Source organism: Micromonospora sp. NPDC003816, from assembly GCF_042874705.1.
Taxonomy (GTDB): Bacteria; Actinomycetota; Actinomycetes; order Mycobacteriales; family Micromonosporaceae; genus Micromonospora.
The window spans coordinates 1-14207 of the sequence record NZ_JBIANP010000019.1 but is presented as its reverse complement, the minus strand read 5'-3'; the positions used below and the strand labels follow the sequence as shown (position 1 = coordinate 14207).

Genomic DNA, 14207 nt, shown 5'->3' with positions numbered 1-14207 from the left:
ATGAGGCGGCTCCCACCTGCGTCACCGACCAGCCACGACGAGCCGGGGCTCAGGCGCCGCCGGTCAGGTCCCGTCGACCGAAGGCGGTCACGGCCGCCCGGAGCAGGGCACCGGAGAGCAGGATCAGCACCGCGACCGCGACCACGCTGACGTTCTCGCGCGGGTACTCGCCGACGTGCGCGAACGGCGACAGCCGGAGCAGCCCGTCGGGGATGTCCAGGACCGGGGCGAAGTAGGCGGCGATCAGCCCGTATCCGAGCGGCACCCAGATCACCGGCAGTGCCCGGGGTGCGGTCGCGTACAGCACGGCGGCGATGGACAGTACGAGCCAGACCGCCGGGGTGTGCGCGACATGACCGAGCAGCAGGGTGGCGATCAACCCGGTGTCGCCGGTGCTCACCGCAGCACCGACGCCCATGCCGAGCCCGGCGACCAGCAGCAACCAGAGCACGCCGACGGCGGTGACTGCCACGTCGCCGCCGAGCCAGCCGGCCCGGCTCACCGCGGTGGCCAGCACCGGCTCGGCCCGTCCGTCGGTCTCCTCGGCGCGCAGCGTGTGCATCGCCAGCACCGCGTAGACCCCGACGGCCAGCGCCATGGTCACGCCCATCATGCCGAGGTAGCCGTCGAGCATGTTCGCCGAGCCGCCCATGATCTCCACCAGGTCCGGTGGGGCGTCGGCGAAGCCGTCGACCAGCGGTTGGGTGAACGACCCGTAGGCGACACCGGCCACGAGCAGGGCGACGCTCCAACCGATCAGGCCGGCCCGCTGTAGGCGGAACGCGAGCGCCGACGGTCCGTCCAGCCACGCGGCGGCCCGGGGCGATCCCGGCCGGGGCGGTACCAAGCCGGCACCGAAGTCCCGGCGCGTCGACAGGACGTAACCCAGCGCGGCGGTCGCCGACGCGGCCAGCAGTGATATCACCAGAGGCCACCAGCGGTCGTAGACTTACGGCGCGGTCTGCTGGGACCAGCCGATCGGCGACAGCCAGGACAACCAGGTCGCTCCGCTGCCCTGCACCGTTGCCATGTCGCCCAGCCCACGCAGGACGAACGCGGCGCCGAGCGTGGCACCGGCAGCGCCGGAGGCCGCCCTCGGGTACTCCGACAGTTGGACCGTGAGCGCGGCGATGCCGCCGAAGACCAGCGCCGCCGCCCCGATGGACGCGCCGAACAGCAGCGAGCCGGTCGGGTGGTAGCCGCGGGCGGCCATCATCGCGCCGGTCAGCACGGCTACCAGCACCGCCATCGCGGCGGTGAGGATCAGTGCGGCGGTGAGCGGAGCGTGCCGGCCGACGACGTTGGCCCGGATCAGTTCGGCACGGCCCGAGCGTTCCTCGGCGCGGGTGTGCCGCACGACGGTCAGCATCCCCATGAGGCCGGCACCGATGATCACATAGAGCCCGTACTGCCCGGCGAGAAATCGCTCGACGGTCAGGTCGTCGAAGCCGAAGCCGGGTCCGCCGAACAGTGCTCCGGCGGGGCTGGAGGTGAAGGCGGTCAGACCCGCCAGGTCCTGCGGGGTCTGGGCGACGGCCTCCAGCGCGGTGGTGAAGTACGCCATCAGCAGTGGCAGGCCCAGCGTCCACGCCGGGAACCGCAGCCGGTCCCGGCGCAGCATGAACCTGAGCAGGGTGCCGGTCCCGGTCGCGGAGGAACCGGTGCGTACCGGGCCGCGCGGCGTCGTCGTGGTCATCACGCCACCTCCGTGGCCGAGGCGTGCGCGGGCTGGTCGCCGTAGTGACGCAGCAGCAACTGCTCCAAGGTCGGCGGGCGGACGGTCAGTCCTTGCACCTCCAGGTCGCCGAGCCGGCGCACCACGGCGGCGAGGTGCTCGCCGTCGACCTCGAAGCGGAGGTGGCCGTCCTCGGCCCGCAGTCCGTGCACACCGGCCATACCGGCCACCGCGTCGGCGGGCTGGTCGGTGACCACGTCGACCGACGTACGGGTCAGGTGGCGTAGCTCGGTCAGCGAGCCGGTCTCGACGATGCGGCCCTGCCGGATGATCGAGATCTGGTCGGCGAGCACCTCGACCTGCGCGAGGATGTGACTGGACAACAGCACCGACCGGCCGGCCTCCTTGGCCTCGCGGATGCACTCCTGGAACACCGCCTCCATGAGTGGGTCAAGCCCCGCGGTGGGCTCGTCGAGCAGCAGCAGTTCCACGTCGCTGGCGAGCGCGGAGATCAGCGCCACCTTCTGCCGGTTGCCCTTGGAGTAGGTGCGGCCCTTCTTGCTCGGGTCCAGCTCGAAGCGTTGGCACAGTTCGTCGCGGCGGACCGGGTCGGCACCGCCGCGCAGCCGGGCGAACAGGTCGATCGCCTCGCCGCCGGTGAGGTTCGGCCACAGTTCCACGTCGCCGGGGACGTAGGCGAGCCGACGGTGCAGGGACACCGCGTCCGCCCACGGGTCACCGCCGAGCAGCCGGGCCTGGCCTTCGTCGGCGCGCAGCAGGCCCAGCAGGATCCGGATGGTGGTGGACTTGCCGGCGCCGTTGGGGCCGAGGAAGCCGTGCACGGTGCCGGCGGCGACGTGCAGGTCCAGCCCGTCCAACGCGCGGATGCGGCCGAAGGACTTGGTGACGTGTCGGATGTCGATGGCAGCAGTCATCGCGGGAGACCTCGTTCGAGGAAGGCCCGGCACACCGGGCCGGAACGGATGCCGCCGACCGGTGGGACCGGCGGTGGAAGGAGGGGCCACGCCCAGAGGGCAATGTGGTGACTACGGTGCAGCGGTGTCCGCGCCGGGGGCGGCAGGCGGATCCGGGACGTACATCAGGTACTCGTCGAGCATCGACCGGTCGACGAGCAGCCCTTCGGTGAACAATTCCAGGGCCGGCAACGTGAGATCGTCGATGTAGCGGCGGAACAGGGCCGCGAACTGGTCCGGGGCGGCACCGGCTCCGTGCAGGGTGAACCAGAGCACCATGCTGCCGGTGGCCTGGTAGGCCAGATACCGCGCACGGGCGGCGGGCTCCCGGCTGGGCTTGATCACACCGGCGGACTCGGACGTGGAGAGGTATTCCTCCGCGTCGGCGATCATGTGCTCGATGAGTGTGGCCGCCAGCTCACCACCGGCCTGCATGCTGCGCAGCAGGTATCGCACGATCGGCGCGTACTGCTCGACCTCCGCCAGTTGCGCCAACAGGGTCGTGCCGGTGCCGTCGGTCAGTGTCTTCGCCTTCTGCTCGCGCATCACGGCGAGCACCTGTTCGTCGCAGGCGCGACGCAGGCCGTCCTTCGAGCCGAAGTGATGAACGATCAGACCGGCGGCGACACCGGCGTCGGCGGCGATGGCGCGCAGCCCGGCACCGAATCCCTCCCGAGCGAAGCGGGAGATGGCGGCGTCACGGATACGGCTCGCGGTGGCGAACTCGCCACCGCGCCCTGCCGACATCACGTCGTCCGACGCCACGACACCAGATTAAACACCCGTTCAACGATCCCGCAATGGCCGTCCCGGGGCAGGCGGAGCCGACGTGGACTCCCGCCATGATCTAGGCCACTGACGGTGCTGCCTGCGTTGGTTAGGGTGACCTCGCCGTGGTGCTCGGGAAGCCGGTGTGAAACCGGTGCGGCCCTCGCCACTGTGATCGGGATGCTGGAGGCCACCGCAAGGTCACTGGGCGTATGCCTGGGAAGGCCGGCCACCGGCGCACCACCCGTCAGCCAGGAGACCGGCCACGGCACCTGTACGACCCGTCCACGAGGTGCTGGAAGGTGGTCCCGCTATGCGGTTCCCTGCGTCCTGGCGCGTTGCTGCGCCGCTCTCCGTCATGCTCGCCCTGGTCGGCGGATGCTCCGCGACCGGCCACAGTGAGCCGACTGCCACGGCCCCCGCCGCCGGGCCGGTCTCGGTGACCAACTGCGGCACACCGGTCACGGTCCCGAGCCCTCCGGCGCGGGTGGTGACGATGAACCAGCCTGCCACCGAGATCATGCTGGCGCTCGGCCTGGAGGACCGCATGGCCGGCACCGCCTACCTCGACGACGAGGTGCTACCGGAGTACGCCGCCGCGTACGCGAAGGTGCCGGTGTTGGCCAAGGAGTACCCGTCGAAGGAGAAGTTGCTCGAACTGGAGCCCGACTTCGTCTACGCCTCCTTCGCGAGCGCGTTCGGCGACGAGGGGGCCGGTGACCGCGCCGACTGGCAGAAACTCGGCGTGGGCACGTACGTCTCCACCGCCGGATGTCCGAAGGAGACGCGACCGGCGAAGCTGGCGATCGACGACGTGTTCACCGAGATCCGGGAGATCGCCACGATCTTCGGCGTCGTGGAGCGGGCCGAGACGCTGATCGCCGACCAGAAGCAGCGCATCGCGAACGTGTCGGCGGGCGCGAAGGGCACGCGGGTGCTCTGGTGGGACGGCGGCAACGACGCGCCCAGTGCCGGCGCCTGCTGTGGCGGCCCGGCGATGATCATGTCTGCGGCCGGGGTCACCAACATCTTCGACGACCTGACCGGCAGTTGGGCCGACACCAACTGGGAGGCCGTCGTCGAGCGCAACCCCGACGTCATCGTGCTCGTCGACGCGAGCTGGGACACCGCCGCCGACAAGCAGGCGTTCCTCGAGAAGCACGCGGCGCTCAGGGACCTGCCGGCCGTCAAGGGCAAGCGGTACGTCACCCTGGCCTTCTCCTCCACCGCGGCCGGGGTGCGGAACGTGCTCGCCGTGGAGGCGCTGGCCCGGGGCGTCGGCGGGGTGAGCAGCTGACCACCGTCACCACCCGGCCGGCGCAGACTACTCCGGCGAAGCCGGTCCGAGCGGTGCGCATGGTGGCCGTGGTGGTCGTACTCGCGGGTGGCCTGGTGTTGTCGGTGGCCGCGGCCGTGACGGTGGGGCCCGCAGACCTGTCGCTGGGCACCGTGTGGCTGGTGATCACCGATCATCTCGGCCTGACGAGCGCCGACGTGCCGCTGCTGCGGGACCACATCGTGTGGGAACTGCGGCTGCCGAGGGTGCTGGGCGCCGCCGTGGTCGGGGCCGGCCTCGCGGCCTGCGGGGCGGTCATGCAGACCGTCACCCGCAATCCGCTCGCCGACCCGTACCTCCTGGGTGTCTCCTCGGGGGCGTCGCTGGGTGCCGTGGCCGTCCTGGTCCTGGGACTCGGCGCGGGTGCCGTGGCGCTCACCGGGGGCGCGTTCGTGGGGGCGCTCGCCGCGTTCGCCGTCGTGGTCGCCGCCGCCGGCCGGCGCGCGGTCCTGCGACCGACCCGGGTGGTGCTGGCCGGCGTCGCCGTCGCGCAGCTCTGCGCCGCGCTGACGACGTTCGTGATCATCTGGGTGGCCCATCCGCATGCCACCCAGAGCATCACCTTCTGGCTGTCCGGCTCGCTCGCCCGCGTCGACTGGACCGCACTGGCGTGGGCGACGCCGCTGCTCGCGGTGGGGTTCGCCGTGATCCTCCGGTTCGCCCGTGCGCTCAACGCGTTCGCGTTCGGCGAGGAGGCCGCCGCCGCCCTCGGCGTGGACGTCCGGCGTGTCCGGTGGCTGCTGCTGGTCACCACGGCGCTGCTGACCGCCGTGCTGGTCTCGATAAGCGGCGCGATCGGGTTCGTCGGCCTGATCCTGCCGCACGCCGTGCGGCGGTTCACCGGCCCCGACCACCGGCGGCTGCTGCCGGTCGTCGTCCTCGCCGGAGCGATCTTCCTCATCTGGGTGGACACTGCGGCCAGGACCCTGTTCGACCCCCGCGAACTGCCGGTGGGCGTGCTGACCGCCCTGCTCGGGGTGCCCGCGTTCGTGCTACTGCTGCGCCGAGGGGACCGGAACACCTGATGCTGGAGATCCGCGACGTCTCGTGGTCGGTGCCGGCCGCGCGACTCCTCGACGGCGTGACGTGCGCGGCGCCGCGCGGCACCCTGGTCGGACTGCTCGGCCCCAACGGGTCCGGCAAGACCACCCTATTGCGGGTCGTCGCCGGGTTGATCGCCCCCCGATCCGGGACCGTGACCGTCGCGGGCGACGACGTGGCCGGGCTGCCGCGTGCCAGCGCGGCACGGCGGATGGCCCTGCTCGCCCAGTACGCCGAGACCGACCTCGACCTGACCGCGCTCGACGTGGTGCTGCTCGGCCGCACCCCGCACCGCCGCTCCCGCTGGTCGGACACCGACACCGACCGGGCCGCCGCCGCCGACGCGCTCGACCGCGTCGACATGACCGGGTACGCCCACCGCCGCTGGCAGACGCTCTCCGGCGGGGAACGCCAACGGGTCCAACTCGCCCGGGCCCTGGCCCAGGAACCGCAACTGCTCCTGCTCGACGAGCCCACCAACCACCTCGACATCGGCCACCAGCTCCAACTGCTGGGCCTGGTCCGTCGCAGCGCCGTCACCACTCTCGCCGCCCTGCACGACCTCAACCTGGCCGCGATGTTCTGCGACCTCGTGGTGGTGCTGCACCACGGTCGGGTCGTCGCCACCGGAACGCCTGCCGACGTGCTGACGCCCGCGCTGCTCGCCGACGTGTACGCCGTGGACGCCGACGTGACGGTCCATGATGGACGACCGGTCATCACCTACCGGGCCCCGGCAGTATGAACGTCCTGCTCGTCTCGCGCGGGGCGGCCCACCACGGCGGCCACGACGCGATCCACCGCCTCGCCGCAGCGGTCGCCGAGGCCGTGGGCGTACCGGTGCGGGCCTGTTTCCTCGACGGCGCCGAGCCCTCCCTGCACGCCGCCCTCGACGCCGTACCGGAGCATGACGAGGTCCTGCTCGTGGCCGTGCACCTGCCGCCCGACCGGTACCTCGACACCTGGCTCCGCCGCGCGGTGGCCCACTGGCGTACCACCCGGGACCGGCAGGTACGCGTGCTGCTCGCCCCGCCGTTGGCGACACAGCCCGCGCTGGTCACAGCAGTCAGCGACGCCGTCACCGGCGACCACACCACGCTCGACGGCAACCCCGGACCGTTCCGCAGCCCCGCCTGGTCGCAGATCACCCGACACCGCCGACACGTGCTGGTGTGCCGTGGGCCGCGCTGCACCGCGTACGGCGCCAACCAGGTCGCCGCCACCCTCGGCGACCGCCTGAAGGCGAACGGCCTCGGCGACGACGACGTCCTGGTCACCTCGACCGGTTGTCTGTTCCCCTGCAACCTCGGGCCGCTCGTCGTCGTGCATCCCGACGACACCTGGTACGAACACGTGGACGCGGACCTCGCCGTCCTCATCGCCGACGTGCACCTGCGCGACGGCACACCGGTCGACGGCAGACGCCCACGCGACTCGTGACCGCGAAGCCCGGTACGGTTATCGACGGTCGTCATGGCGTGGGCGTCGGCCCGGACGGAAGCGTCCTGGGGCGACGGGTCGGGAAGGAGCGGGTGTGGTGCGGCGCAGAGCCCTCGTGGTCCGAGGCGGATGGGCGGGTCACCGGCCGGTCGAGGCGACGGACCTGTTCATCCCGTTCCTCGAACGCAACGGATACGAGGTACGGGTGGAGGAGTCGACGGAGGTCTACGCCGACGCCGCCGAACTGGCCGCCACCGACCTGATCGTGCAGTGCATGACGATGTCGCAGATCACCGGGGAGCAGGTGGCGGGCCTGGCGGCGGCGGTCGTCGCCGGGACGGGTTTCACCGGCTGGCACGGCGGCATCGTCGACTCGTTCCGGGCCTCCTCGGACTACCTGCACCTGGTGGGCGGCCAGTTCGCCGTCCACCCCGGCGTCGAGCCGTGTGCCCGTGGCGGCGGAGAGCAGGACAGCTTCCTGCCCCACTCGGTCACGATCACCGACCTCGGCCGGAACCATCCGATCACCGCCGGGATCGAGGACTTCGACCTGGTCACCGAGCAGTACTGGGTGCTGCACGACGACTTGATCGACGTCCTGGCCACCACCACCCACCCGACTCAAGCGTGGCACCCGTGGCACCGGCCGGTCACCTCGCCGGCGATCTGGACCCGCACCTGGGGAGCCGGGCGGATCGTCGTGACGACTCCGGGACACAGCCTCGACGTGCTGGAACACACGGCCGTCCGTACCGTCATCGAGAGGGGAATGCTGTGGGCGACCCGCACGGCGTCGGCATCGTCGGTCTCGGGGTCATCTCCCGCGCGTACCTGAGCACGCTCGCCCACCACCCCCGGGTCCGCGTCGTCGCGGTGGCCGACCTGGACGCGGCCCGGGCTTCCGCTGCCGCCGCGACCATTCCCGGCGCCGAGGCGGTGAGTGTCGAGCGGCTGCTCCGCCACCCCGAGGTGGCGACGGTGCTGAACCTGACGATCCCGGCGGCGCACGCTGAGATCTCGGGCGCGGCGATCGACGCCGGACGGAACGTCTACGTCGAGAAGCCGCTCACCGTCACGTTCCCGGAGGCCCGGTCGCTCATCGACCGGGCCTCGTCGGCGGGCGTCCGGGTCGGATGCGCGCCGGACACCGTCCTGGGCACCGGTACGCAGACCGCCCGGGCGGCGATCGACGGTGGACTGATCGGCCGCCCACTCTCCGCGTCGGCCGTCATGGTCACTCCGGGCCACGAGCGGTGGCACCCCGACCCCGACTTCTACTACGCCCCGGGTGGAGGCCCGCTGCTGGACATGGGGCCGTACTACGTCTCGTCGCTGGTCCACCTGCTCGGGCCGGTGCGTGCGGTGATCGGGGCGGCGAGCCGGCTGCGGGATACCCGGACCGTCGGCTCGGGCCCCCGACTCGGGCAGCGGATCCCGGTCGAGGTGCCGACCCACGTCAGCGGCGTGCTGGAACACGCGGACGGCGCCCTGTCCACCCTCACCACCAGTTTCGACGGTGTCACCACGACGGCCGCGCCCATCGAGGTGCAGGGGGAGAGCGGCACCCTCGCCGTACCCGATCCGAACACCTTCGACGGCGAGGTCCGTCATGTCGCGCTCGACGGCCCCGGGTGGCGGGTCCTCGAACCGGGGGCCGGCTACGTCGCCGCCACCCGAGGGGTCGGCCTGATCGATCTCGTCGGGGCCGACGAGGCGCGTCCGCCCCGGGCCAGCGGCGAGGTGGCGCTGCACGTCCTCGACATCATGACCGCCCTGCTCCGGTCGGCCGCCGAGGGCCGACGGGTCGAGTTGACGACGACGGTGGCACGCCCCGCACCCGTCCCGTTGACCCCGGCGCAGGAGTGGTCCCGGTAGCCGGTCCTCGGCGCGTGCGACCGGCCTTGTGGGAGCACGTGCTGAGGGCGTGAGCGGCGACCGTACCCGCAGCCCGTGCCGGTGGCTGCGGGGACGGGGCAGCGGCGCGAATTCCTACGATAGTCGTAGCCGGGGTTCATGCAGACGACAGACGATCCGGCGGGCGCGTCCGGACAGGCTGTAGCGCATGACGATCACGCTTCCCGAGTCGGAGAGCCCCACTCCGGCGCCCGCTCCGGTCCCGTATCACCGGCTCGCTCGTACCGACCGGCACCGCTGGTGGCGGCCCCTGCTCGGCACCCTGCTGATCATGGTGGGGTTGCCGGTGGTGCTGATCGGCGGGTTCGGGGCCGCCAGCGCCGTGGTGTGGTTGCTGGACGGGCCGGAGGATTTCCTGGGCGGCAGCCCGGAGGCCGAGCTGGCCGTCACCATGGTCACGCTGGGACTGCTGATTCCGTTGACGTTGCTGGCCGCCCGCTGGGTCCAGCGTCGCCCGGCCGGGACGGTGTCGTCGGTGGTGGGCCGGTTGCGGTGGCGGTGGCTGGCGACGTGCCTCCTGGTCGCCGTACCGGCGTTGGTGCTGCATCTCGGGGTGCTGAGTCTGCTGCCCGGTGGCGGCCAGGAGAGCGACTGGGCGGGGTGGGAGCGGGTCGCGGCCGGTCTGGCCGTCGTGGTGCTGCTGGTGCCGTTGCAGGCGGCCGGTGAGGAGTACCTGTTCCGGGGCTGGCTGATCCAGGCGTTCGGGTCCTGGATCCGGTCGCCGTGGCCGGGGATCGCGGTGTCGTCGGTGCTGTTCGGCCTGGCCCACGGCTGGGGAACCGGCTGGGGCATGGCCGACCTGGTCTTCTTCGGCGCGGTGACGGCGGTCGTGACGATCCGCACCGGTGGGCTGGAGGCCGCCATCGCACTGCACGTGGTCAACAACGTGGCGGGGCTCGGGTTTGCGGTCGTGACCGGCACGCTGGAGGCGCAGCAGGCCGACGTGTCGGCGAGGGCTGCGATGATCAGCATGTGCGTGACCGGCCTGTACGGCGGTGTGGTGCTGTGGCTGGCCCGTCGCCGCCGCGTCGAGAACGGCACCGGCCACGCATCGGTCGGCAACGACGACGCGTTCGACCTGGTCAGCATCCCGCTCTGGATCTTCGGTGCCTACCTCGCGGTGGTCACGGTCGCGCCGGACGTCGCGCCGGTGTCGTGCTGCGCGGCCTGATCTGCGGCCGGACGGGGGCGTGTGATGGGCGTGGTGGTGGCGGGGACGTCGTTTGCCGGTGCCGTGCTCGGGAAAGCGGGGTCTCCGGCGGCGAGCATCGTCGCCACTGGCGGATGGGACGTCGAGGATGGGTGATCACGGGGTGTCGGCGCCGGAGTTCGAGGTGACCCCACCCCTGACCCTGGGGGTCGAGGAGGAGTTCCTGCTGCTGGACCCGGCGACCGGGGAGAGCCTGCCGGTGGCCGGGCAGGTGCGGGCGGCCCTGCCCGCCGACGCCCGTCGACAGAGCCGGCAGGAGTTCCGGCACAGCATGGTCGAGATGGTCACCCCGGTCTGCACCGAACTGAGCGAACTGCGGGAACACCTGCTGACGCTGCGCCGCGCCGCCGCCGACGCCGCCCACGCCGCCGGAGCGAGCCTGGTCGCCCTCGGGGCCACCCCGGTGCGGGAGGAACACCGGTCCGTACCGGAGGAACCGCGCTACCACGCGATGTCCCGCCGATTCGGCCCGGTCGCGCACGATCCCGCCGTCTGCGGCTGTCACGTGCACGTGGGCCTGCCCGACCGGGAACTGGCCGTCCAGGTCGGCAACCACCTACGGGGGTGGCTTCCGGTCATCCACGCCATCACGGTGAACTCGCCCCTGCACGACGGGTCCGACACCGGGCACGCGAGCTGGCGTTCCATGCAACTGGAACGCTGGCCGAGCATCGGACCGACCCCCTACTTCGCCTCCGCCGCCGAGTACGACGCCACCGTCGCCGACCTCGTGGAAGCCGGGATCATGCTCGATCCCACGATGGTCTACTGGTATGCCCGTCCCTCGGCGAACTACCCCACGATCGAGATCCGGGTCGGTGACGTCTGCCCGAGCGTCGACGACACCGTGCTGCACGCGGCGCTGGTCCGTGCCCTGGTCACCACCATGGTCGACGACATCCGGCGTGGCACCCCCGCACCCCGGCTGCGCAGTTGCCTGGTCGCCGCCGCCCACTGGCGGGCCGCCCACCACGGCCTCGACGGTGACCTCATCGACCTGCGGACCACCCGGCCCCGACCGGCCTGGGACCTGGTCGCCGACCTGCTGACCGTGGTCAGCCCGGCATTGAGCGTGCACGGCGACCTCGACTACGTGCGGCAGCAGCTCGACCGGCTCCGCCGCACCGGCACGGGCGCCGCCCGGCAGCGGCTCCTGCTCGGCGACACCGGCGGCGACATTCCCACGCTGCTGCACCACCTCGCCGTCCAAACCACCACCGGCTGACCCGTTCCGGCGCTCACGGCTGCCGTGCTCGGACGCGTGCACGGTGACCAACCGGCCCGCCCGTTCGCCGGAGCGGGTGGGGTGCCCCGCCACCCAGGGGGCGGTCGGTCAGCGGATGTCGTGGGTCTGGAGCCAGAGTTCGAGCAGACCGAGCTGCCAGAGCTTGTTGCTGCCGGCCGCCGCCTGCGCCGCGTCGGGGTCGTCGAGCAGGTGCGCGACGTACTCCGGCCGGAACAGGCCCCGCTGCCGGGCGGCCGGGGCCCGGAGAGCGTCGACGACCATGTCCCGTACCGCGCCGTCCACGTTGCGCAACGCGGGAACCGGGAAATAGCCCTTGGGCCGGTCGATGACGTCGGCGGGCAGCACCTCCCGCGCGACCTCCTTGAGTACGCCCTTGCCGCCCTGGGCCACCTTGTGCTCCGGCGGGCAGGCCGACGCCAACGTCACCAGATCCTGGTCCAGGAACGGGGTGCGGACCTCCAGCCCCCAGGCCATGCTCATGCTGTCGACCCGCTTGACCGGGTCGTCGGGAAGCATCCGGTGGGTGTCCAGCCGCAGGACCGCGTCCAACGCGGTCTGCGCGCCGGGCGCGGCCAACTCGGCGAGGAGCAGCTCGCGGCTGGCATCGTGGTCGCAGGCGTACGCGGGGGAGACCACCCGGCACAGTTCGGCATGATCACGGTCGAAGAACGCCGACGCGAAGGTCTCCACCGCCCCGTCGCGCGGCACCTCGGCGAGCGGCTGGTGGTAGCCGTACCCGGCGAACACCTCGTCGGCGCCCTGCCCCGACTGGGCCACCTTGACGTGCCGGGCCACCTGCTCGGACAGCAGGTGGAAGGCGACCACGTCGTGGCTGCCCATCGGCTCGGTCATCGCGGCCACCGTGGCGCGTACCGCCGGGACCAGGTCGTCGTCGGCGAGCCGGATCCGCTGATGGTCGGTGTCGAAGGTGCGGGCGACCAGGTCGGAGAAACCGAACTCGTCGCCGGCCTCGCCGCCACGGCTGTCGAATCCGATGCTGAAGGTGCGCAACTGCTCCTGCCCGGCCTCGGCGAGCAGCGCCACGATGAGGCTGGAGTCCAGTCCACCGGAGAGCAACACCCCGACCGGCACGTCGGCCACCAGCCGTCGGCGTACGGCGGTGCGCAGTGCGCCGCCGAGCGCCGCCTGCCAGTCCCGGGCGTCCATGCCGGAGTGGGCGGGGTCGCGGGCGTACTCGGGTCTCCAGTAGACGCGTTCGCGGCTGCGCCCGTCCGCCTCGACGACCCGCAGCGTCGCCGGTGGCAGCTTGCGCACACCGCGCAGCACCGTGCGGGGCGCCGGGACGATGGAGTGCCAGGAGAGATAGTGGTGCAGGGCCACCGGGTCGATGGTGGTGTCGACGTCGCCGCCGCGCAGCAGCGCGGGCAGGGTCGAGGCGAACCGCAGCCGTCCCGGGGTCTCGGTGAGATAGAGCGGCTTGATGCCGAGGCGGTCGCGGGCCAGGACCAGCCGTCGACGCGTCCGGTCGACCAGCCCGATGGCGAACATGCCGACCAGGTGGTCGACGAACGCCTCACCCCAGTGCGCGTACGCGACGAGGATGACCTCGGTGTCGCTGGTCGAGGTGAAGTGGTGCCCCGCGGCGCGCAGCTCCTCGCGCAACTCCGGATAGTTGTAGACACAGCCGTTGAAGACCAGGGCGAGCCCCAGATCCTCACGGACCATCGGCTGGGCACCGGCCTCGGAGAGGTCGATGATGGTGAGCCGCCGATGCCCGAGAGCCACCCAGTCGTCGCTCCACAGCCCTTCGCCGTCCGGCCCACGGGACCGCATCGCCGTACTCATCCGGTCCACCGCGTCGGTGTCCGGCCTCGCGCCGTCGAACCGTGCCTCCCCGCCGATTCCGCACACGTCAGTGGGTCCTGATTCCTGCGGGTGATGCCGGCACCGGTGACGACTCCTGTCTTCGGTGGCAGGTAGTGGTGGTGCGCCGCGACGTGCCGCCGAGTCGGGTGGGCGGTCCGCATACCCGCTGGTCAACGCCCGAAACCGCCACCACGCGGCGCCGCTCGCTGCCGTGCTGCCGTGCCCGCTTGTCGTGTGGGCGTGCCCGCCGTCGTGCTGCCGTGCCCGCCGTCGTGCTGCCCGTGCCTGCTGTCGTGCGGTCGTGCCCGCCACCGTGCGGTCGTGCCTGCTGGGTGCGGCCGGGTCCGCGTCGTGTGGCCGAGCCCGCTGTCGTGTGGGCGTGCCCGCCATCGTGCTGCCGTGCCCGCCATCGTGCTGCCGTGCCCGCCATCGTGCTGCCGTGGCTCGCTGTCGTGTGGTCGTGCCTGCTGTCGTGTGGCCGTGCCCGCCACCGTGCGGTCGTGCCTGCTGTGTGGGGCCGGGTCCGCGTCGTGTGGCCGTGCCCGTCGCCGGGAGTCGTGCCAACGCGGCCCGCTGCCGAACCTCGGCGAAGCGTTGCGACGTGCTGGGGGAGGTGGGGAGATTTGTTGTCGCTCCAGCGACAACAAATCTCCCCACCTACCCGCGCCGACACCGTCAGCCCCGGCTGGAGACGCCGCCATGATCCCTCGCGCCTGCCGTCAGCGCCTGCGCCAGCGCGGCCCGGCGTGGGCTCACGCCGCACAGCCGGCACGCTT

At 72.2% G+C, this 14207-nt stretch carries 11 protein-coding genes, 2 pseudogenes and 1 riboswitch; of the genes and pseudogenes, 8 read left to right on the top strand and 5 right to left on the bottom strand.

Going from position 1 to position 14207, the window contains the following annotated elements:
* Window positions 1–49: 49 nt before the first annotated feature.
* From ACFYTT_RS30095 to ACFYTT_RS30080, 4 genes and pseudogenes are all read right to left on the bottom strand, one after another.
* Window positions 50–1696 (bottom strand): annotated as a pseudogene (locus ACFYTT_RS30095) (ABC transporter permease).
* Entirely contained in the window at window positions 1696–2610 is a 915-nt protein-coding gene (locus ACFYTT_RS30090) for an ATP-binding cassette domain-containing protein (RefSeq protein ID WP_387264293.1), read from the bottom strand. Before ACFYTT_RS30090 ends, ACFYTT_RS30095 begins: the two are co-directional and overlap by 1 nt.
* A 111-nt stretch (window positions 2611–2721) precedes the next feature.
* A complete protein-coding gene (locus ACFYTT_RS30085) occupies window positions 2722–3195 on the bottom strand; it encodes a hypothetical protein (RefSeq protein ID WP_387264341.1) in 474 nt (157 codons plus the stop codon).
* Between the two features lie 33 nt (window positions 3196–3228).
* Window positions 3229–3396, bottom strand: a pseudogene (locus tag ACFYTT_RS30080) (TetR family transcriptional regulator); the annotation flags it as partial.
* Between the two features lie 130 nt (window positions 3397–3526).
* A riboswitch (cobalamin riboswitch) is annotated at window positions 3527–3700 on the top strand.
* Window positions 3701–3730: 30 nt separating this feature from the next.
* Here ACFYTT_RS30080 and ACFYTT_RS30075 point away from each other — a divergent pair.
* From ACFYTT_RS30075 to ACFYTT_RS30040, 8 genes are all read left to right on the top strand, one after another.
* A complete protein-coding gene (locus tag ACFYTT_RS30075) occupies window positions 3731–4714 on the top strand; it encodes an ABC transporter substrate-binding protein (protein ID WP_387264291.1) in 984 nt (327 codons plus the stop codon).
* A 71-nt stretch (window positions 4715–4785) separates the two neighbouring features.
* Window positions 4786–5778, top strand: coding sequence for a FecCD family ABC transporter permease (locus tag ACFYTT_RS30070; protein WP_387264289.1), 993 nt, complete (start codon window positions 4786–4788; stop codon window positions 5776–5778).
* Window positions 5778–6539 carry an ABC transporter ATP-binding protein gene (locus tag ACFYTT_RS30065; RefSeq protein ID WP_387264287.1) on the top strand — a complete coding sequence of 254 codons (762 nt, stop codon included), beginning with the start codon at window positions 5778–5780 and terminating at the stop codon, window positions 6537–6539. The genes ACFYTT_RS30070 and ACFYTT_RS30065 overlap by 1 nt, the downstream gene beginning before the upstream one ends.
* A complete protein-coding gene (locus ACFYTT_RS30060; protein WP_131054640.1) occupies window positions 6536–7234 on the top strand; it encodes a (2Fe-2S) ferredoxin domain-containing protein in 699 nt (232 codons plus the stop codon). The genes ACFYTT_RS30065 and ACFYTT_RS30060 overlap by 4 nt, the downstream gene beginning before the upstream one ends.
* Before the next feature lie 94 nt (window positions 7235–7328).
* Window positions 7329–8069: a ThuA domain-containing protein gene (locus ACFYTT_RS30055; protein WP_387264285.1), complete on the top strand. Its 741-nt coding sequence runs from the start codon at window positions 7329–7331 to the stop codon at window positions 8067–8069.
* Window positions 8009–9109, top strand: a complete 1101-nt coding sequence (locus ACFYTT_RS30050; protein WP_387264283.1) for a Gfo/Idh/MocA family protein — start codon at window positions 8009–8011, stop codon at window positions 9107–9109. Before ACFYTT_RS30055 ends, ACFYTT_RS30050 begins: the two co-directional genes overlap by 61 nt.
* Before the next feature lie 187 nt (window positions 9110–9296).
* Window positions 9297–10319: a CPBP family intramembrane glutamic endopeptidase gene (locus ACFYTT_RS30045; RefSeq protein WP_387264281.1), complete on the top strand. Its 1023-nt coding sequence runs from the start codon at window positions 9297–9299 to the stop codon at window positions 10317–10319.
* Between the two features lie 127 nt (window positions 10320–10446).
* Window positions 10447–11583, top strand: a complete 1137-nt coding sequence (locus ACFYTT_RS30040) for a glutamate--cysteine ligase (RefSeq protein ID WP_387264279.1) — start codon at window positions 10447–10449, stop codon at window positions 11581–11583.
* A gap of 108 nt (window positions 11584–11691) precedes the next feature.
* Here ACFYTT_RS30040 and ACFYTT_RS30035 read toward each other — a convergent pair whose 3' ends face one another.
* Entirely contained in the window at window positions 11692–13476 is a 1785-nt protein-coding gene (locus ACFYTT_RS30035; protein WP_387264277.1) for an N-acetylglutaminylglutamine amidotransferase, read from the bottom strand.
* Window positions 13477–14207 lie beyond the last annotated feature (731 nt).